We start from the raw sequence: 18,623 nt of genomic DNA, 5'->3' as shown, positions 1-18,623 counted from the left end.
GGTGTAGCAGGCTAACTAGTAATTAGACTGATCCCGTCTGCCTATCTACCCCGCAGAGGGCAATTAGGCTGAAATCTGTCTGTCTAAGATCCCAAATTGGGGAGTTAGGCTGATTCAGATCTGTCTAAGATCCCAAATTGGGTAGATAGGCAGACGATAATCTGTATAATACCCCTGATTCTGGGAATTAGGCAGACAGCTTCAGTAAAGCTTCATATAAAAAGAACAAATGTATCGTGGTAGCTTTCTATACAGACGTTCTACTGAAGAAGATTGGGTTTTGTGGAAGCACGTCCTAAAAAGCTACTGGATCAGGTGCGGGATACGCTGCGATTCAAACACTACTCCTACCGCACGGTGCAGGAGCTATTGGGGCATAAGGATGTGAAGACGACGATGATTTATACCCATGTGCTAAATCGGGGCGGGCGAGGGGTGCGGAGTCCGCTGGATGGATGAACTGGATGGATGAGCTAGAAAAAGATTTTGGGCTGTAGATTTTGGATTTTGGATTTCAGCGATTTCTCACCAAAGTCCAAAACCCAAAATCGGCTAGCTTATCTTACCTGTTGCGCTGCAAATAGCGCAGCACGTCGCCTGCGTCGGGCTGGATGAGGATGCCATTTTCTGCAATGGGGACGGATCGGCTCCACTCAAAGCGTTCGGCATAGCGGAGCAGGTGCAGGCGATCGACCTCCTGCTGCGTGTCGGCGGGGGAGCCGACGAGATAGAGGCGCAGGCGGCGGCGACGCGGCAACTCACAGGTGAGCGGGGGCAGCGAGAACTGGGTCGCCTCCGAAGCTGGGGACGACCAGGTGTATTGGATTGTGAGCATTTGGGGTTTCCTCCAGGAAACGAGTGGGGTAGGAAACCCCGAAATGTTGGCCGCCCAAGGACGTGAAGCGCTGATGACAGGGCGGCCTACAATGGACGCAGCCCTGAGACAGCCGGTACTGTCGAGGGGTCAGGCGTTGGTGGGTGCGGGAACACCTGCCAGCGCCGTAAGTGACTAAACGACCAAAATTTCGGGGGAGTGAAGTTAAGCTGCGAAAGTTGGAAAATCACAGCTTGATGGACGATTGTAGTAGAGATGATTGGGCGGCGCAAGCAAAGTTTTGCTACGGAGTATGAAGGACTTGGCGGCGGCCGTGCAGCGCCAAATCGCCTTGGATAGGCTAGAAGTTATACGCTAAAAGCCCGATACGTGATTTTGTGGAGTGGGCGCTAGCGGATAGAGGCGCGGCGTTCGGCAGTTTTGCGATCGCGCTCAATCCACATCTGGGGCGATCGACAGTCCACTGCTTCGAGGCGGCGAATGGCCCACTGGTTATACTCTGCATTCAGGTCGCAGCCGAGCCAGCGGCGGTTGAGTTGCTCCGCTGCCACCAGCGTTGTGCCGGAGCCTGAGAACGGGTCGAGGACGACATCGCCCGCATTCGATGCTGCCAGCACCAGCTTCCGCAACAGCTCCTCGGGTTTTTGGGTCGGGTGAGGCGTGGTTTCGCCCATGCCGTTGCAGGTGGTGGGCAGTTCGATTACGTCTTTGGGCTTTGCGCCGCTGGGGTGGGGCAACCAGGCGCGGGACTTGCCTGCCTTATCCACCTTGCGGCCATAGGCGCTGCTGTCGGCTTGGGGATGGGCGGGATATTTGAGCGTGTGTGCGCCGTAGGGAATGCGAACGTCGTCCAGGTTGAGCCGAAAGCGGTTGCTCTTGCGAAAGTGGATAATGCTTTCGTGCGATCGCCCCCAGTCTTGCCCCAGGTTTGCCTTGTTTTTGTAGTGCCACACCAGCCAGCGACAGCCCGCAAAATAGCGCGAGGCTGGGTGTTTCAAATCTGCCAAAATTTCCGAAAAGCCGCAGATATAGAGCGAGCCAGTGGGCTTTAGCACTCGCGCCGCCTGCGAGATCCATCCCAGCGACCAGGCGATATAGGCTTCCTGGCTGGCAAAGTTATCCCACGCTGCTTTTTTCAAGTTATAGGGCGGATCGGCAAACACCAGATCTACACTTTCTGCGGCCAGCGATGCTAGCCAGGCTGCTGAGTCACCCTGATACAGCCGCCCGTGGGCGTGGGTATATTGCAAATTAAATGCCTGGAGCGGGGATGAAATGGCGGCTGGCGCAGGGGGATGGCGATGTGGCATTGCGAACCGGGTTCTGTTTAATCCATACTGAGATTAATCTCTGAGAGTCGTCCCTGAGATAGCTTGAGGTCGATCCGTCAACTCCATCTGGCGATCGCCTGCTGTCAGGTTCTCGCCCAAAGCTGGGCACTCTAAGCTCGTAGACGCTTTCAATATATCTAAAGCGGGAATTTCTTAAGCTGGAATATCCAAAGTGGGAATATCCAAAGTGGGAATATCTAAAGCTGGAAGATGTAGAAGCTTAAAGAGAGATGCTTGATAGCGCGATTGCCACAGCCGGGGGGCATTCTAACCAATAGGACACGATGCATATCCCTTACGCCCTGTATTTAGCCCTGCCATGTCAGCCCACGTTTCATCCCAGTCTATCGTCATTCAGCCGACGCTTGCCCAAGCTAACGCGCAGCCGTCTCAGCCCGGACAGTTTTGGATGTACACGTCCGGCGGTCTGCTGCTACTGCTAGTGGGGCTGGGAGCCTACAGCAAGTTCGCTTACGATAAAATCACCAAAGAAAAGCGCTTTGAGGAATACAAGAATCGGGAACTTCAGAAAAAGCTGAAGCTGGCGCTCAACACTATCAGCAAGATGGAGAAAAATCCCGATCTGGTGCATTCCCGCGAGTTCAACCTCGACTATCTGCGGCTGCGAATGGAAGAGGAACAATTCCATTTCGCCATCGTCAACCAGATCAAGATCAAGATCAAGGAAAAAATTACCGTTGCCCTGCGCCCGCCTCAAGCAGAGCAAGGAACGTTGGGCATTGCCAGCACCCCCCGCCAGGTTGATGAAATCTTCGATGTCCAGTACGACCTGACGGACATTCCCGGTGGCAAGAAAGGCGTGCTGTTTCGCATCCAGATCAAGCTGGCGAAGCTGCCCACCCAGCCCACCTCCGTCACGATTAACCAGATTATCGACTGCCTGCAAACCTACATGAGCCAGCACGCTGATGACAACTGGCAGCCGACGATTCAAGGGCGCATTGCCTCGATTCACTGGGATCAAAAAGCAAAACCCACGCCGCTGCTGGTGCTGGAGCAATCCAATGAAGGCGTGAATGTCACCTTCCGCACCACGCGCATGACCGAGCGAGCGTAGGTCACGCTAACTCCATCTAATTCACATCTAATTCACATCTAATTCATCTTCTGGTGTCGGGTTTGCGCCAGGGGGAATGGCCAGCGGCAGCGTCAGCCAGAAGGTTGCACCATTGCCGGGGGTGCTGGTCACGCCAATCTGTCCGCCGTGGGCGGTGATGATTTGCCGCGCCAGGTATAGCCCTAGCCCGACACCCGTGGAATGACGCGAGTTTGGCCCCCGGCTATAGCGAGTAAAGAGGCGATCGCACGTTTCGGGAGCCATGCCCACGCCGTCGTCTTGAATCGTAAAGCGGATCAGATCGCCCTCGACCGCAGCGTTGATCGTAATGCAAATGCCAGGGGGATTGTGGTTCAGCGCGTTGGTGATCAGGTTTTCAAACACGCGCCGAATCTGCATCGAGTCGGCATTCACCAGCGGCAAATCGGGCGGCACCTCGTTTCGCAGCGTGGCGTGGTTTTTGGCGACCAGCGGCTCCAGGTCTTCGGCAATCACCTGAACCAGCAGGCTCAACTGCACCAGCTCGTAGTTCAGCGTCACGCCCCGCGTTTCGGCCGAGTGCGCCTCCAGCAGCGACTTAATCAACTGAAGCTGGTAATCATTGCTTTGCAGCATTCGCTCCAGCATGGCGCGGCTAAGGGGAATCGTATCTCCTGGCTGGTTCAGCAGGTTGTTGATCACCAGCGAGATGCCCATCACGGGCGTTCGCAGGTCGTGAGAAAAGGCGTTCAAAAACTCGTCCTTAAGCGCGTTCAGCTCCAGCAGTTCCTCGTTCTTCTGTTGTAACTCTAGCGTTCGTTCGCGCACCTTTTGCTCTAACCCGGTGTTGAGTTCGCGCACCTGCTCATAGAGCTTGGACTGCTGAATGGCGATGCTGACCTGGGTGCCCAGTTGCGCCAAAAACTCGATTTCTTCAGATTGCCACTGGCGGGGGCCGTCGCATTGATCGACCACCAGCAGCCCAAAAAAGTCGTTGTCGAGCATGATGGGAACCGCCAGCCACGCCTGCACCTGAAACTCCGTCAGCGCTCTGGTGGCGCGGGGATGGTTGCTAGTGGCTACCTCGTTCACCACTGCGACCTCGTGCTGGGTAAAACCCCGCCGCGTTTCTTCGAGATACGCTGTATCTTCGATGATTAACCCTTTCATCGAGCGCCAGCGCGAATCAACCGATTCTGCTACAATCTGTCCGCGCCGATCTTCCAGATCTAGACCAATGGTGACGCGATCGGCCTTGAGGACTCGCCGTACTTCTTCCACTGTGGTATTCAGGATTTGCTCCAGATCAAGCGACTGGCGGATGCGGAGGGCGATTTCTCCCAGCAGGCGATCGCGCTCGGTGGCGGCCAGCAGTTGCGCCTGGGCCAGCTTTAGCTCGGTAATGTCTACGATGGTGTCGATCAGGCATTGTTCGCCGTTGATCTCAATAATCTCAGCAGAAAATAGCCCCTCGCGGACTTCGCCGCTGCGGGTGCAGAAGTAGTGTTCGAGGTTATGTACCGAGCCATCGCGCTGGAGCATGGCGACCATTTTGTCGCGATCGCCCGGTCGGGCCCACAGCTTCAGGTCATGCACCTGCCGCCCGATCACCTCATCGCGACGATAGCCCATCACCTCCAAAAAGCCGTCGTTGCAGTCGATCATCTGTCCACCCAGTAGTGTGGCGATGCTCATGGGGTTGGGGCTAGAGCGCCAGGCTTTGGAGAATTTTTCTTCGGACTGGCGCAGCGCTGCTTCGGATTTTTTGCGATCGCTGATGTCGCGCACGATGACCAGCGCTTCATCTTCGCCGCTGACCACGACCCGCGCTTCATAGTCTCGTAGATAGGGGTCGCAATCCTTTTGGGCATCCGCATATTTCGACGGATGCTTGAGCCGCAGTTGATATTCAAAGACCTGGATTGCGCCCGTGGCGATCGCCCGCCGCACAAACTCCATCCGCTGCTCTGCCACGTCGTGGGGCAGCACGTCATAGATGGATTTGCCCACCATGCTGCTGGCGGGAATCAGCAGGTCGCTGTCATGCTCGGCTTTGCAGTCGAGATAAATCCCGTCCAGGTTAATCCGAAACATCAGGTCGGGAATCGCGTTGAGCATCGCCTGATAGCGCAGCTCGGCTTGCTTGCGGGCGGTGATGTTGCGAATGCTGGCGACCCGCGCCTGCTGACCGCGATATTCAATCCCTTTGGCAAACACCACACCAAAGAAGCGGCTGCCGTCTTTGCGGATGCCCGTCGCCTCGTAGCTGTAAGAATCGTCGGGATGGGTGAGCGATCGCCACTTTTCGCGCACCATCTCCCGCGACTCTGGCGCGATCAGATCAATCACGGGCATCCCAATCAGCTCGTCTGCCGAGTATCCCAGCAGTTCCACCGCTGCCGGGTTCACGTCCAAAATCTGCTGAAAGTTGTGAATGATCACCGCCTCAAAGGTCGCTTCAAAAAAGCAGCGGAGCCGATCTTCACTCGTCTGCAAATCTGTCTCTACGCGCTGGCGCTCGGTCACATCCCGCACCACCGACAGCACCTCGTCTTTTCCACTTACCACTAGCCGCGCCTCATAGTCTCGTAATGCTCCATCCACCCAAAGCTGGTAAGCGCAGGTCTGTAGCTGCCCTGTTTCCAGCGTCCGCCGGATCGCCGCCAAACAGACCTCCGCCACATCCGGCGGTAGAATCTCAGTGACGTGCTTGCCAATAATTGCCTCGCGGGGCAGCGTCAGCACCTGCTTGCCCTCAAAATCTAGATAATAACCCTGACGATCGAGCCGAAACATCAGATCGGGAATGGCATCCAGCATGGCGCGATAGCGCTGTTCCGCAGAATGAGCGTCTAGAGGTAACTGTGCAGAGCCATCTGCCAGGTTGAGCAGCACCTTTAACCGCTCAAAGGCGGCTTCGTCTTGGCAGCAGTCTCGCAGTGCCCGAAGATAGTCAAGCCCAGAAACCATAGCGCAGAGAGGGGTTTGTTTGCCAAACCTCCGGCAATTATTCGACCACGTTTCGATAATTCCGAATAGCCTTTTAATCTACAAGCTCTGGCTGCGTCACTCCAGAATTCAAAGCGAAGACTTCAGATTTTACAGCGTTTTGCGAGGTTCTGAAGCTTTGCGCTGCGCTTGCAGTTCTAAAGAATCGCGAGCCGTTCTTGCTGTTCTGGGGCGATCGCCCGGTGACCAACAGCCCTCAGCCAGCCCAAATCGCCCGCTTCCGCAGCATTCGCACACAGCACCTTGATTGATCCTTAATGTCGATCCTTAAATCAAAATTGACCTCGACTTAACACCCACATAGCTTAAAATCAACGAATTTCTCCTACTTTGCCATGAGTTTTGGCTCAACACAGTTTGCCTGACTACGCAATGCCCAATTTCATCTGCGATAGACTGACGCTTGAGTTTGCATCCGGTCGCTTTCGGCGTAGCGTTCTGGTTTCGTGACAAACCCAGCATATTGCGACTGTCCGCAAGCCCAGGCTGCTTCAACCCGTCATCTCTCTGGTAAGCCCTATGTCTATTCCTGTGCTAGCCGATGCCATGCCGACGCTGTTGGCGCTCGACTTTGACGGGGTGCTGTGTGATGGCATAATCGAGTATTTTCAAACGGCGTGGCGGGGCTATTGCCGCATCTGGTCGCCAGAGGAGAAAACGCCGCCTGCGGGACTGGCGGAATCGTTCTATCGTACGCGGCCCGTGGTGGAAACGGGCTGGGAAATGCCGCTGATCGTGCGATCGCTCTTGCAGGGCATCTCCGAGGACGAGATCCTGGCAACCTGGGGCACGCTGGCTAAGCAACAGATCGAGCGGGAAGGGCTGAACCCGGCCGACCTCAGCGCCGCCCTAGATGGCAGCCGCGACGAGTGGATCGCCGCCGATCTGGACACCTGGCTAGCCCAGCATCGGTTTTATCCGGGCGTGGTGGAACGGGTGGCGCAGGTGCTTCGCAGTGACGTGGATGTATATATCATCAGCACCAAGGAATCGCGCTTTATTCGGCAGCTTTTGGCGCAGCAGGGGGTGGACTTTCCGGGCGATCGCCTGATTGGTAAAGAAATTCGCCAGCCCAAGGCGCAAACCCTGCGTGACCTGCTCCAACAGCACACACAAGACGGCACATCGCCCACCATCTGGTTTGTAGAAGATCGCCTGAAGACGCTGCAAGCGATTCAGCTCCAGCCCGATTTGGCAGCCGTCCAGCTATTTCTGGCAGATTGGGGCTACAACACCGCCGCTGAGCGCGACACCGCCCAGCAAGACCCGCAAATTCACCTGATCTCTCTGGCGCAATTTGCCGGAGCGTTTCCCGGCTGGGTCGGTTCATCGCTCAGCAACTAAGGCATTTTCCCAACCTACAAGCCGGGAGGCTGGGTGCGGAGGGCATTGAGGTCGAGGGCGGCGAGCCTTTCGTAGGCGGGGGTGATGGTGGGCTGGCCGCGCAGGAAGCCGAGGTTTGCGCCCGGACAGAGATGCTGGAGCGTGTCGGATGAAAAGCGATCGCGCAATTTTTCGACACTGCGGAGCTGGCGCGGCCAGTGAAAGGTCTTGGACAGGCGCAGTGGCACGGGATTGCCCTGGCGATTGGGCAGCAGATGCCGACCGGAAAACAGCACACCGCCCTGCATCGGGGTGTACACACAGGCGGAACCAGGGGAATGACCGGGTGTCCAGAGGATTTGAACGGCAGGGCTGATCTCATGCTCCTGCTGAAACGGCGTGACAGGCAGCCCCGGCAGCAGGTAGGCTTCCTGTTCCTGGATCAGGATTTCGCAGCCGTAGCTTTTGTGGAAGTCAGAGACATGGGCGATCGCCCCCCGATGGGTCAGCACCAGCCAGCGCACACCGCCCAATTCTCCCAAGGCTTGGCGGGTGGTGTCGTCCCAGGTAGGGCAATCGATCAGCAGGTTGCCGTCGGGAGTTTGCAGCAGATAGGCCGTGCCGCCGAGGGCATCCCGATTGGGTGCAAACGCCCAGATCTCCGGCAGCACGAGGCGCGGCGGCTTGGTGGCAGCAGGACGAGCAGCCATAGACGTAATAGACATAGGGTAAAAATTAGGATAGTAGCAATGGAATTTTAAGGACTAAGCTGCGAGCGAAGCGGCGAGGGATGCACGCCCAGGCGATTTTTTGCAGCCTTTCAAAGGTTTTCGCAATTTTTTGCAGTCTTTTTACAATCTTTTGTAGTTTCCAGCAATCCTTGGGGGGCTTAGGCGCAGCGCGTGGAATCTGGGCAGCCAAAGCAGTGGGTTGGCGAGACCCTTCTTCTGGGAAGCCTAAAGACGGAACGCGCATCGCGCTCGGAATCCTTAAAATTAGCTCAAACGATTTGTTTTTCTACCCTGGCGTGACTCGAATCGTGTTTCACGAGACCGAGGAATCCAGAGTATCCTGGAGATCTACCCGTGAAAACCGCAAGTTAAACCATTGAGTCTACCAGAGCTTTGAAAGCTCACAAGCGTTTTTTTACTGCTTCTGAGAAGCCCATTATGATTTTCTGGCTGCTGCTGCTCAGCATCACTGGGCTATTTACCTACTACATCGTGCAGAGAAGCGTGTCCAGTATCACGCGCATCCCCATCTGGCTGCTATGGCTGGTGATGATGCTGCCTGCGCTAGTCTGGACGGGATGGATTTTGCTGAATGGGCCAGATGCTCGAATTCCCGCAGCGCTACTGTTTGGGCCATTTTTGATTAGCCCGGTGCTGTATTGGCTACTGGTGCAGTGGGGCCGCCCGCCTCGACCCGCCACAGCCGAGGCCGCTGCCGAGCCATCTCCGCAACAGCCAGAGCCAGACCCCAAAGCGCCACTGCGCCCGATTGATCGACAGGAAGAAGCCACGTTGCAAAATTGCTTTCCCTGGTCAGTCTATTACTTACAGAATTTGGAGTATCGGCCGCAGGCGCTGATCTGTCGCGGACAGTTGCGGAGTTCGCCGGAGGTGGCGTATCGCACGATTCGCGAGAATATTGAAGCTCAGTTTGGCGATCGCTTCCTGGTGTTGTTTCAAGAAGGGCTGAACGGCAAACCCTTCTTTGCCCTCGTGCCCAATGCCCAGGCCCAGCGCGACCCAGCAGACCAAGCGGACGGAAAACCCGAACGACGACTGGGGCGATCGCTCGGATTGTTTGCGGCCACGCTGCTGACCACTTGCCTGGGCGGGGCAATCCTGATGGAGCGCTTTACCACAGGTGCAGCCGCAGATGAGCCGCTGGCCAGCAATCTCAGCTTCGACCTGCCGACACTGTTGACGGGGCTGCCCTATGCGATCGCCATTCTGCTGATTTTGGGCGGGCGGGAACTGGCAAATTTCTGGGTAGCGCGTCGCTATGGGCTGCGGGTGTCCTATCCCTACTTCATCCCTGTGCCGCCGATGGCGGTGTTTCCCTTCGGTACGTTTGGGGCGCTGCTCCAGCGGCGATCGCCCGTTCCCCATCGTCGTGCCCTGTTCGACATCGGGCTAACGGGTTCAATGGTCAGTTTTTTGATCAGCCTGCCGATCTTGCTGTGGGGGCTGGCGCAGTCGCAGCCGATTCAACGCACCGCCGAGTCGGGTATTTTCCGGTTCGAGTCGTTTAATCCCCACGGTTCGCTGCTGCTGGCGGTGCTGAGCAAGCTGGCGCTGGGTAGCGCGTTTACCGCAGATACGGCACTGCGGCTGCATCCGGTGGCCGTAGCGGGGTGCATTGGGATCGTGATCACAGCGCTCAACCTGATGCCTGTGGGACAACTGGATGGCGGGCAGATTGTTCATGCCATGTTTGGTCAGCGGATGGGCGCTTTGATCGGGCAGGTAGCGCGACTGCTGGTGTTGCTGCTGTCGCTGGTGCAGCAAGAACTCCTGCTGTGGGCGGTGCTGTTATTTTTACTACCTGCGGTGGATGCGCCAACGCTCAATGATGTGAGCGAATTGGACAACCTGCGCGACTTTTTGGGGCTGGCTGCACTGACGCTGCTGATCGTCATCTTGCTGCCGCCGCCGCCCAGTTTGGCACAGCTCTTGGGTATCGCTGGATAGAAAATTGGTGTACCCTAGTTGGTTTTAGTTCTTTGCGGTTTTGATGCTGCACTGCCCGTTGATTAAACAAGGCGATGTCCGTCTTCTTTTTGTTCACTCATTTACTACTCAGGTTGGAGGAGCCGTTGAGTCATGAGTCAGGATGTCCGGCAGTGGTTAGCTGAAATTAAGCATTTGCAGCACAAGCTGGAGAGCGCCTATAAAGAGCGAGACGAGGCGCTGAGCAGTGCGGCCAACTGGCGGCGGCTATACGAAACCGAGGCTCAGCAGCGGCGCACCGAAACCAAGCTGTCACAGCAGGCGATCGCCGATCTGAAAGAGCGCCTGCAAATGACCCAGAGCAACCCTCTACCCCAACTCAATGGCGACGTGCCCCCGGCGATCGCCCAAAAAATCGCCAGTCTGAATACGCTGGAATCGTTGCAGCAAGCCCTGGCGCAAGCTCTAGTAGAGTGCGATCGCCTGGCCCAAGCGCTCCGGGCCGAGCAGACCGACCACGACCAAACCCGCAAGAGCCTGACGGCCGCCCTAGGCGAAACGGTGGATCGGCTGGCCAAAGAGCGGGCCGCCGCCCACAAGGGGCAACATCCCCACTGAGGCAATACCCAGTCTGCGAGGCTGGATTTTGGAGTTTGAATTTTGGGGTTTAAATTTTGGGGTTTTGCCTGAGCGGGTGTCTTACCCAAACCCAAAACCTCTACGTTAGTGCTTGTTCACTTTAGCTCGCACCTCTCGCCGCAAACAGCGCAGCACTTCACCAATAGGCAAAGCCCCGACACAGCTTAGCCTGTCTACGGGTCAGGCGTTGGTGAGTGCTGCGACCATCGGCCAATGCCATAAACGACGAAACGGCCAGATTTTCGGGAAGAAAACAAGCTGCGATCAGTGGAAATTTCACTGCTTGACAGCTTGAGGAACGCTCGTACAGGATACGTTTGCTCGGCGCAAGCCAAATTTTGCTACGGAGCGTAAAGTACGTTGGCGCTGCCTGTGTGCAGGACGAATCGCGCAGAGGTTTATCCAAGAGGTTCATCGGCTCACTTAGATAAGAAATATGCAGTAAGGAATATGCTGGTGATATGCCCTCAGTGGCTGCGAATGCGCGGCTGAAAGATTTGGAAATCATCTGACTCAGGCTGAATCTGAGCTGCGCCAGGCGATTTCCGCCGCCTTGCCCTTCAGCATCACTCAGGCTGTGCCTGTCCAGTGTGCCTGCAAAAGACCGCCGGGCTGCAAGTGTGACTAAAAGCATGACTGGTCTGGTCATGCAGCACCGCCCTGCCACCATGCACGCAAGCAGCCTAGAGCAGCGCAAAAAAATCGTCCTCTAGCTCATAGCCCAGCAGTTGGGTCATAAACTTGAGTCGGGTGGGGCTGATGCCGCCGTGCTGCTGCATCCAGTCCGCCACAGCAAAGATCTTGCTCATTACAAACAGCTCCAGCGCCTCCGGGTTGAACCGAATGCCCTCGGTGCGGCTAAACTCGTGCGGCACCAGCATCGCCGCATAGCGCCCCAATTCGCCCGCTTCCCAGTCCAGCACCAGCGGCAGCCAGGGATAGCTCGCATCCAGCCGCACAAACCACAGGCGCACCTCCGGGATTTCCGACAGCTCTCGCGGGTCGTCGGGATCGCGGGGAATGTCGATCTTGAACTGGAGTTGGAGGCTGGGCTGGGCCGCGGCGCTGGGCTGCTGAGCCAGCCAAGGGGCGATCGCCGCCGTCGCAGGAGAAAGGTCTAGGCGATTGATCTGGTCGGCCGTGATCGTGAGAACGGAGGACATAGTGGGACAGGGCGAGGGGACTGGCAGAATGTTTATTGCTTTTACGTTTGCAGTCAACGCGGGTAATCGGGCAAGCCTAAAGAACTGCCATCCCAGCGTTTCTGATTCTGGTCTTATTCTTGCAGGGAGCGGGATTCCACCGGGGGAAATAGCAGCGGCACGTTGGCCAGGTCGTCTAGCCTGATAGAGGTCAGCAGGCTGGCCCAGTCGGCAAGCAGGGCTGCATCACCAGGCGTGGCGGCTCGCAGGGTTCCCAGGCTGGTTATCGTGTCTTGCCACAGTCCCGACCGGGCGTAGAGGGCGGGCAGTTCTTGCGGTGTGGCGCGGTTGAGCCGCAGTGAGAGACTGCTGTTGGGGGCGACTCGCTGGAGCCAGCCGTCTGTCAGCGCATCTCCAGAGCGATCGCCCGTCGGGTCGCACTGGAGTTGAAACACCCAGCGATAGAGCCGTCCTTCGTCCAGCGGCCGCAGCGGAATGCCAATAACACTGGGCTGTTGGGGTAGTGGCAGGCGGTATTCATAGAGCGTTTCTTCTACCGTGCGCCCAGAAGGGGTATCCGTGGCGATCGCCACCGAAAATTGCGCCTGCCGAGCCACCGTTTGCGGCACATACACAAACACCATCGGCTGCTCGGAAACTGTTGGCTCAATGTTGATCTTGCCCTGCTCGACAGCAGTCGGGTCGGTGGGCGGCACCAGGGGCAGCAGCCGCACCACTGTTGCTCCATCGGGACTGCACGCCTGGCCGCCCCGCGTGATGCCGCCAATGCGATTGCGGACGGGGCGAGACTGCCGCACGCTAAACCCTAGCTGCGCGATCTGAACGGGCGGGTCGAAGGCCGGACGGGATAGCGCAGACGAGTCCAAGACGGAACGTGGCGCAGCATTTTGGAAAACCCGCGCCTCAGCAGTGCTGCTTTCGGAGACAATTCCCGCGCCCAACAGCGCCACGAGCAGCGTAGAGGGTGATAAAAAAATCCGCATTTGATTCATCGGTTCAAGGGGCTAGTGCAGCGTCATGGTTTAGTTTTAGGGTGATACCTTGGCTCGTAGTAAGTGCTTCAGCGCTAAAGCGCTTACTACCAACCTAATTTCTAGCTCTGACATAGCACTAGTGCGTTTCAGGGTGCAAGCGTTGCAAGTGCTTTTTGGAACTATTCTGCTACTCGGACAACTAAGAGTGATCGGGCGACTAAGAATGAGGCGGGCGAATAGTGAAATCGAGTGAGGGGGCGATCGCCAGCTTCCAGAATAAATTCGCATTGGGAATAATCCCCGCCAGCCCTATTCTGCCAAAAGTTCTGCCAAAAGTTCTGCTAAGAGTTGGTGAGGTCAGTCCGCTATTCTGCCACAAACATCCGTTAAGCCCTGGATAAATGCTGGGATCTTAGAGAAAACCTTGAAGAGAGCCACAGTATCCTATGCAACGAATTCTCCTTGCGGTTAATGGAACGCTGATGCGGGGGCTGGCGCTCAATGGCAATCTGCTTGCGGTGGGAGCTATCTTCGTCCGCGAAGCCAAAACGGAGCCTGCCTATCGCCTGTGGAGCATTGGCGATCGCCATCCAGCGATGCTGCGGGTGCGCGAGGGCGGCCGGGCGATCGCCGTCGAAGTCTGGGAGGTTCCCCTAGACGGTCTGGGTCTACTCCTGCTGCAAGAACCCCCCGGCCTCTGCATCGGCCGCCTTAGGCTAGACGACGGCGAAGACGTGCTGGGTGTGCTAGGAGAGCCGTACCTGTGCGAAGGGCAACGGGAAATTACGGAGTATGGCGGGTGGCGAGCATATATGGAACGGACAGATTGATGAAGTGAGGGATTTTAGATTTTGGGTTTTGGATTTTGGGTTGAAGACTTGGAGAGGTAATAGGATGAGGAGAGCGCCGACCTTGCGCCTCATACCAGTCCTTCCAAATGCTGCTGTAAATAAATTGCTGAAAGCCGAGTCGCTGAAAGCCCTGTAGACACTCGGACTGGCCATCCAAAATCGCCAATCCAAAATCGCCAATCCAAAATCGCCAATCCAAAATCCAAAATCAACACCACACCCCATCTTGGTCTTATCTCTCATCCTTGTATGTCCCTCCCCCTCCTCATCCTGCTTGCAGGTATTGGCACATTTCTCATGCGAACAGCGGGCGTATGGCTGCCCGAACAGTGGGTTCCCACCCGGTGGCTGACCTATCTGCCGCTGGCGGTGATTTTGGCGATGGCAGCAGCGAGCGTAATGGGTCTGGGGAGCCAGCCCTTAGAAACGGTGGCGACGATTCTGGCGACGCTGGCGGTGGTGAGTGGGGCGCTGTGCAAGTGGCCGCTGGCGGTGTGCATTTTGCTGGGATGTGTGGTGTTTGGGGCGGTTTCGTCCTTTGCTTAGCGGCTTGCAGCGCGATTGATGAACCAGGGTTGGGTCTATCGGGAGCAGGTGACGCAGCGCGACGTGGGGCGATCGCTCTTGGATTATTACAGCCAGCGCTATCCACACTCCAGCCGCGACGAGTGGCAAAGCCGCATTGCCCAAGGACAGATTTTGGTAAATGGACAGTGTGCCCTAGCGGAGGATTTGCTGTGTTTGGGGCAGCAGCTTGCCTATCACCGCCCCCCGTGGCAGGAACCCGACGTACCGCTAGAGTTCGACATTTTGCATGAAGATACGGACGTGCTGGTGGTGGCCAAGCCGTCGGGCTTGCCTGTGCTGCCGGGGGGCGGCTTTTTGCAGCATACGCTGCTGGGTCAGTTGCAGCAGCGCTATCCACAGAACCCGCCAACACCCGTGCATCGCTTGGGGCGGGGCACGTCTGGCCTGTTGCTGCTGGCGCGATCGCCCGCTGCCAGGTCTAGCCTCAGCCAGCAGATGCGCGACCAGACGCAGCAGGCGGAGATCTTGTTGAAATCGCTTGCAGAGTCGCATTCGCACTTACGCTCTCCAATACATTCACACTTATATTCGGGCTGGCATACGGATGATGTGCGTCGGACTGGAGATTTGGGCGATCGCCCCTTGCAAAAAACCTATCTTGCGCTAATTGGCGCTACTGATCTGCCCAATCGCTTTACAATCACTCAGCCCATCGGAAAATTGCGCCATCCGGTTCTCGGATACGTGTATGGCGCTATGTCCGATGGTTTACCGGCCTACAGTGAAGGGCAGGTGTTGCAGCGGTGGGGCGATCGCACCCTCGTCGAGATGACCATCCTCACTGGCCGCCCCCACCAGATTCGCATTCACCTGGCGACGGTGGGCTATCCCCTGCTGGGCGACCCGCTCTACCTTCCCGATGGCACGCCCCGTCTGCCTAACTCCCAAACCGAACCTGCCGAAAAACTGCCTGCGCCGGGCGACTGTGGCTATTGCCTGCATGCCCACCAGCTCACGTTTTTGCACCCCACCCACACGCAGCCGATGACGTTCACGGTTCCCGCCCCATTTGCACGCCGTTGAACGATGGGGCACGCCTGTTTCACACCCAATTGTTTGAGCCATGACTTGTCAAATACTCCCTCAATCTGCTGATTGATGCTATGAATGCGGATTGATGCTATGAGATATGAGTGTCAGATACCATGACGTTGCCAGATCAGGCAGCCGCCATCCCTCCTCACTGTTCGTAGTGGTGACTTCAGTCGCCCTAATTCCCGTTCGTAGGGGTGTTGTAGTCCTGACTTCAGTAGGGTGGTATCCGTTTTCTTAGCGCCTCGAACCGACTTCTCGAATAACTTCTTGAACTAACGTCTACTGCCAATAGGGCAAATGGTGCAGGCTTTCCATGAATAAAGGCAATCGACCGGATCATGCGCTGGAGCGAACGAGAACTGGAGAGGAGACGCGATGGTATGCGCTGGAGCCGCAGGAAGCGCTGAGCCAGCTTGGAACCGATCCACGCACGGGGCTGAGTCAGTCTGTAGCAAGCGATCGCCTCTCTCAAAATGGCGCAAATGAACTGGCCGAGCCGCCACCCAAAAGCGTGCTGCGGATGCTGTGGGAACAGATCACCGCAACGACCGTGGTGGTGCTGATTGTGGCGGCGATCGCCTCGGCGCTGCTGGGCGATTTTGAAGACGCGCTGGCGATTCTGGCGATCGTGGTGTTCAACGCGGTGCTGGGCTTCACGCAAGAATATCGGGCCGGCAAAGAGTTTGCAGCGCTGAGAAAAATGGCGGTTCCCAAGGCGCGGGTGCGGCGCGATGGCGAGTGGCAGCAGATCTTGGCGCGAGAACTGGTGGTAGGCGACATTGTGCAGCTTGAGGACGGCGACCAGGTTCCGGCAGACTGTCGCCTGCTAGAAAGCACCAACCTGCGGACTCAGGAAGCTGCCTTTACGGGCGAGTCAGAGTCGGTAGAAAAGCAGGTGGCGAAGATTGACGGGCAAGACTTGCCATTGGGCGATCGCCGCAACATGGTCTACATGGGCACGGTCGTCACCTATGGGCGCGGGCGCGGCTTAGTCGTCGCAACGGGCATGAACACAGAACTGGGCAAAATTGCCGACTCGATCCAGTCGGTAGAGGCGGAACAAACGCCGCTGCAAAAGCGACTCGACCAACTGGGCAAACGGCTGGCAGTTGCGGCTCTGGCGCTGGTGGCCCTCATGTTTGCTGTTGGTCTGGCGCGGGGCGGCAATGTAGAAGATCTGTTCCTGACGGCGGTCAGCCTGGCCGTGGCGATTATTCCCGAAGGTCTGCCTGCCGTGGTGACGATCGCCCTGGCCATCGGCTCTCGGCGGATGCTGAAGCGGCAAGCCCTGATCCGCAAGCTGCCTGCGGTAGAAACCCTCGGCTCCGTCACCACGATCTGCTCCGACAAAACGGGCACGCTGACGGAAAACCGCATGACGGTGAAAATCCTGGCGCTGGCCGGCGAACAGGTGGAACTGCGCGAATCCTTTGCCGAAATTACCTCCCGGCTAGATGGCAATAAGTCCATCTTTCGCCCTGGCGATGGCGTGCCGCTGAGTGCGCCGATCGCCCTGACGCTGGGCGGCAGCGCCCTCTGCAACAACGCCCTGGTCAAAGAAGATGAGAATGGCAACGACAAGGCCCTGGGCGACCCGACAGAAATCGCCCTAGTGGTCGCAGCCGATCGTCTAGGCCTGAGCAAAGAAGAACTAGAAGTGCTGCTGCCCCGCGTGTCCGAAGCACCGTTTGATTCCGACCGCAAGCGGATGACGACGATCCACCAGTGGGGCGATCGCCAGGGGTGGGAGTCTTCCGATGTGGGCAAGCTGGTGCTGAGCCTAGTCAAGCTGCCCAATGCCCCCTACATTGCCCTCACCAAAGGGGCGATCGACGGAATGCTAGAGGTGTCTACCCACGTTTGGGACAACGGGCAAAAGCCGCTTGATGCCAACATGCGCGATCGCATTTTGCAAGATAACGACCGGCTGGCTAGTATGGGCACTCGCGTCCTCGGCGTGGCCTTTCGCTTGCTCAACGAGCTGCCGCCCCTTGGTCAGGAACTAGAAGTCGAGCAAGACCTGGTGATGGTAGGGCTGGTGGGAATGCTCGATCCGGCTCGCCCCGAAGCCAAAGCCGCCGTGCAAACCTGCAACGCAGCAGGCATCCGCACGGTCATGATCACGGGCGACCATCCCCTGATGGCCCGCACCATCGCCCGCGATCTGGAAATTGCCACCAACGACAAATACCTGACCGGGCAGCAGCTCAACCAGCTTTCCACCGAGGAACTAGAGCAGCAGGTGGGCGAGGTGTCGGTCTATGCTCGCGTCTCACCACAGCAAAAGCTAAAGATTGTGGAAGCCCTGAAAAATCGCGGCGAAATTGTCTCCATGACGGGCGACGGGGTAAACGATGCGCCCGCCCTGCGAAAGGCTGACATCGGCGTGGCAATGGGCATTACGGGCACCGATGTCGCGAAAGAAGCAGCAGATATGGTGCTACTCAACGACAACTTTTCCACCATCGTTGCGGCAGTAGAAGAGGGGCGCGTCATCTACGACAACATCCGCAAGTTCATCCGCTATAACCTGACGGGCAACGTCAGCGGCGTGGTGCTGATGCTGCTGGCTCCGCTGATCGCCATGCCCCTGCCCCTGCGCCCGATTCAGATTCTCTGGATTAACCTGCTGGCAGACGGGCTGCTGGCGCTGGCGCTGAGCGTGGAACCCGCCGAGAAAAATGTGATGCAGCGACCGCCTTATCCACCAGGCGAAAGTGTGTTTAGCCGGGGCGTGGGGCGCGATATTGTGTGGATCGGCATCCTTATGGGCATTACGTTTCTGGGCTTTGGCTATTGGGCCTGGTCTACGGGCCGTCCCAACTGGCAGACGATGGTGTTTGCAACGCTGGCGTTTTCTCGGATCTGGCTGGCCCTGGCGATGCGCTCCGAAAACCGCCTGCTGGCGCGAATTGGGCTGCTGAGCAACAAGCCCATGCTAGGCGCAGTGCTGCTCACCTTTGGGCTGCAAATGCTGGTGATGACACTGCCAGTTCTCCAGCGCTGGTTTGAAACTCAGCCGCTTACAGGCGTTGAGTTGTGGGCCTGCGTAGGGGGCAGCACGATCGGCTTTTGGGCAGTAGAGTTGCAGAAGCTGGTGAGGAAGTGGGCTGGGCGATGAGGGGAAGAGGGAAGGGGGA

The 18,623-nt window shown here is 57.4% G+C and carries 16 protein-coding genes and 1 pseudogene; 10 read left to right on the top strand and 7 right to left on the bottom strand.

The window, feature by feature from the left end; genetic code table 11:
• Window positions 1–342: 342 nt before the first annotated feature.
• Window positions 343–459, top strand: a pseudogene (locus O77CONTIG1_RS09260) (tyrosine-type recombinase/integrase); the annotation flags it as partial.
• Between the two features lie 103 nt (window positions 460–562).
• Here the strand turns inward: O77CONTIG1_RS09260 and O77CONTIG1_RS09255 are convergent.
• Window positions 563–835 carry a hypothetical protein gene (locus tag O77CONTIG1_RS09255; RefSeq protein WP_084782437.1) on the bottom strand — a complete coding sequence of 91 codons (273 nt, stop codon included), beginning with the start codon at window positions 833–835 and terminating at the stop codon, window positions 563–565.
• On the opposite strand from O77CONTIG1_RS09255, the gene O77CONTIG1_RS26075 reads away from it, so the two are divergent.
• Window positions 828–1,013 carry a hypothetical protein gene (locus O77CONTIG1_RS26075; protein ID WP_156435092.1) on the top strand — a complete coding sequence of 62 codons (186 nt, stop codon included), beginning with the start codon at window positions 828–830 and terminating at the stop codon, window positions 1,011–1,013. The genes O77CONTIG1_RS09255 and O77CONTIG1_RS26075 overlap by 8 nt on opposite strands.
• A gap of 211 nt (window positions 1,014–1,224) precedes the next feature.
• Here the strand turns inward: O77CONTIG1_RS26075 and O77CONTIG1_RS09250 are convergent, their stop codons facing one another.
• Window positions 1,225–2,145: a DNA-methyltransferase gene (locus tag O77CONTIG1_RS09250; RefSeq protein WP_068509991.1), complete on the bottom strand. Its 921-nt coding sequence runs from the start codon at window positions 2,143–2,145 to the stop codon at window positions 1,225–1,227.
• Window positions 2,146–2,485: 340 nt separating this feature from the next.
• Between O77CONTIG1_RS09250 and O77CONTIG1_RS09245 the strand changes: the two genes are divergently transcribed.
• Entirely contained in the window at window positions 2,486–3,244 is a 759-nt protein-coding gene (locus tag O77CONTIG1_RS09245) for a hypothetical protein (RefSeq protein ID WP_068509989.1), read from the top strand.
• Window positions 3,245–3,271: 27 nt separating this feature from the next.
• Here the strand turns inward: O77CONTIG1_RS09245 and O77CONTIG1_RS09240 are convergent, their stop codons facing one another.
• Window positions 3,272–6,193, bottom strand: a complete 2,922-nt coding sequence (locus tag O77CONTIG1_RS09240; RefSeq protein WP_068509987.1) for a PAS domain S-box protein — start codon at window positions 6,191–6,193, stop codon at window positions 3,272–3,274.
• A 558-nt stretch (window positions 6,194–6,751) separates the two neighbouring features.
• On the opposite strand from O77CONTIG1_RS09240, the gene O77CONTIG1_RS09235 reads away from it, so the two are divergent.
• Window positions 6,752–7,576, top strand: a complete 825-nt coding sequence (locus O77CONTIG1_RS09235; protein WP_068509985.1) for an HAD family hydrolase — start codon at window positions 6,752–6,754, stop codon at window positions 7,574–7,576.
• Window positions 7,577–7,590: 14 nt separating this feature from the next.
• Here the strand turns inward: O77CONTIG1_RS09235 and O77CONTIG1_RS09230 are convergent, their stop codons facing one another.
• Window positions 7,591–8,280 carry an MBL fold metallo-hydrolase gene (locus tag O77CONTIG1_RS09230; RefSeq protein ID WP_225894726.1) on the bottom strand — a complete coding sequence of 230 codons (690 nt, stop codon included), beginning with the start codon at window positions 8,278–8,280 and terminating at the stop codon, window positions 7,591–7,593.
• A 444-nt stretch (window positions 8,281–8,724) separates the two neighbouring features.
• Here O77CONTIG1_RS09230 and O77CONTIG1_RS09225 point away from each other — a divergent pair, with 444 nt between their 5' ends.
• The gene (locus O77CONTIG1_RS09225) at window positions 8,725–10,254 is read left to right on the top strand and encodes a site-2 protease family protein (RefSeq protein WP_068509980.1); all 1,530 of its coding nucleotides are present in this window, start codon (window positions 8,725–8,727) and stop codon (window positions 10,252–10,254) included.
• Window positions 10,255–10,386: 132 nt separating this feature from the next.
• Complete coding sequence (locus O77CONTIG1_RS09220) at window positions 10,387–10,851, top strand: hypothetical protein (protein ID WP_068509977.1); 465 nt, start codon at window positions 10,387–10,389, stop codon at window positions 10,849–10,851.
• Between the two features lie 157 nt (window positions 10,852–11,008).
• Here O77CONTIG1_RS09220 and O77CONTIG1_RS24385 read toward each other — a convergent pair whose 3' ends face one another.
• From O77CONTIG1_RS24385 to O77CONTIG1_RS09210, 3 genes are all read right to left on the bottom strand, one after another.
• Window positions 11,009–11,506: a hypothetical protein gene (locus O77CONTIG1_RS24385; protein WP_156435090.1), complete on the bottom strand. Its 498-nt coding sequence runs from the start codon at window positions 11,504–11,506 to the stop codon at window positions 11,009–11,011.
• 49 nt (window positions 11,507–11,555) lie between these two features.
• Window positions 11,556–12,035, bottom strand: coding sequence for a CRR6 family NdhI maturation factor (locus O77CONTIG1_RS09215; protein ID WP_068509976.1), 480 nt, complete (start codon window positions 12,033–12,035; stop codon window positions 11,556–11,558).
• Between the two features lie 113 nt (window positions 12,036–12,148).
• Window positions 12,149–13,018, bottom strand: a complete 870-nt coding sequence (locus O77CONTIG1_RS09210) for a DUF928 domain-containing protein (RefSeq protein ID WP_172799657.1) — start codon at window positions 13,016–13,018, stop codon at window positions 12,149–12,151.
• A 437-nt stretch (window positions 13,019–13,455) separates the two neighbouring features.
• Between O77CONTIG1_RS09210 and O77CONTIG1_RS09205 the strand changes: the two genes are divergently transcribed.
• The 4 genes from O77CONTIG1_RS09205 to O77CONTIG1_RS09190 all read left to right on the top strand — a co-directional run bounded on the left by O77CONTIG1_RS09205 (window position 13,456) and on the right by O77CONTIG1_RS09190 (window position 18,604).
• Window positions 13,456–13,839, top strand: coding sequence for a glutamyl-tRNA amidotransferase (locus tag O77CONTIG1_RS09205; protein WP_068509972.1), 384 nt, complete (start codon window positions 13,456–13,458; stop codon window positions 13,837–13,839).
• A gap of 270 nt (window positions 13,840–14,109) precedes the next feature.
• Window positions 14,110–14,406 (top strand): AzlD domain-containing protein, encoded by a 297-nt coding sequence (locus O77CONTIG1_RS09200; RefSeq protein ID WP_084782434.1) that lies wholly within the window; start codon window positions 14,110–14,112, stop codon window positions 14,404–14,406.
• Between the two features lie 18 nt (window positions 14,407–14,424).
• Window positions 14,425–15,471 carry a pseudouridine synthase gene (locus O77CONTIG1_RS09195; RefSeq protein WP_068509968.1) on the top strand — a complete coding sequence of 349 codons (1,047 nt, stop codon included), beginning with the start codon at window positions 14,425–14,427 and terminating at the stop codon, window positions 15,469–15,471.
• A 325-nt stretch (window positions 15,472–15,796) separates the two neighbouring features.
• Entirely contained in the window at window positions 15,797–18,604 is a 2,808-nt protein-coding gene (locus tag O77CONTIG1_RS09190; protein ID WP_084782427.1) for a cation-translocating P-type ATPase, read from the top strand.
• Window positions 18,605–18,623 lie beyond the last annotated feature (19 nt).

Source organism: Leptolyngbya sp. O-77 (genome assembly GCF_001548395.1).
In the GTDB taxonomy this organism is placed as follows: domain Bacteria; phylum Cyanobacteriota; class Cyanobacteriia; order Elainellales; family Elainellaceae; genus Thermoleptolyngbya.
The sequence above is the reverse complement of the archived record's forward strand: the minus strand, read 5'-3'. Positions and strand labels throughout refer to the sequence as shown.